Source organism: Streptomyces sp. NPDC026062, from assembly GCF_055568375.1.
Map to the genome: position 1 here is coordinate 1 of NZ_JBVHOQ010000141.1, position 1158 is coordinate 1158.

The window sequence follows — 1158 nt, forward strand, 5'->3', positions numbered from 1 at the left end:
ACCGAGGGTCATCCCGACAAGATCGCTGACCAGATCAGCGACACGATTCTCGACGCGCTTCTGCGCGAGGACCCGACGTCGCGCGTCGCCGTCGAGACCTTGATCACCACCGGTCTGGTGCATGTTGCGGGTGAGGTCACGACCAAGGCCTACGCCGACATTCCGACTCTGGTCCGCAACCGGGTCCTGGAGATCGGTTACGACTCGTCGAAGAAGGGCTTCGACGGCGCGTCCTGCGGTGTCTCGGTCTCCATCGGCGCGCAGTCCCCGGACATCGCTCAGGGTGTCGACACCGCGTACGAGAAGCGGGTCGAGGGCGACGAGGACGAGCTCGACAAGCAGGGCGCGGGTGACCAGGGCCTGATGTTCGGCTATGCCTGCGACGAGACGCCCGAGCTGATGCCGTTGCCGATCCATCTGGCGCACCGGCTCTCGCGGCGGCTGTCGGAGGTCCGCAAGAACGGGACGATCCCGTATCTGCGTCCTGACGGCAAGACCCAGGTGACCATCGAGTACGACGGTGACAAGGCCGTCCGTCTGGACACGGTGGTGGTCTCCTCGCAGCACGCGAGTGACATCGATCTCGATTCGCTGCTGGCTCCCGACATCCGTGAGTTCGTTGTCGAGCATGTCCTGAGCCGGCTCATCGAGGACGGCATCAAGCTCGACACCGACGGCTACCGGCTGCTGGTCAATCCGACCGGCCGTTTCGAGATCGGCGGCCCGATGGGCGACGCGGGTCTGACCGGTCGCAAGATCATCATCGATACGTACGGTGGTATGGCCCGGCACGGGGGCGGTGCGTTCTCGGGCAAGGACCCGTCGAAGGTGGACCGTTCGGCCGCGTACGCGATGCGCTGGGTCGCCAAGAACGTCGTCGCCGCGGGTCTCGCGGCCCGTTGCGAGGTGCAGGTCGCGTACGCGATCGGCAAGGCCGAGCCGGTCGGTCTCTTCGTCGAGACCTTCGGGACCGCCGCGATCGAGACCGAGAAGATCGAGCATGCCATCGGTGAGGTCTTCGACCTCCGCCCGGCCGCGATCATCCGCGACCTCGACCTGCTCCGTCCGATCTACGCCCAGACCGCCGCCTACGGCCACTTCGGCCGTGAGCTCCCCGACTTCACATGGGAGCGCACCGACCGCGTGGACGCACTGCGC

General features: G+C 66.5%; 1 protein-coding gene. It reads left to right on the forward strand.

Going from position 1 to position 1158, the window contains the following annotated elements:
* Positions 1-1158, forward strand: a 1158-nt coding sequence (gene metK / locus ACZ4LX_RS38220; RefSeq protein ID WP_467652029.1) for a methionine adenosyltransferase, incomplete at both ends; no start/stop codon positions are given.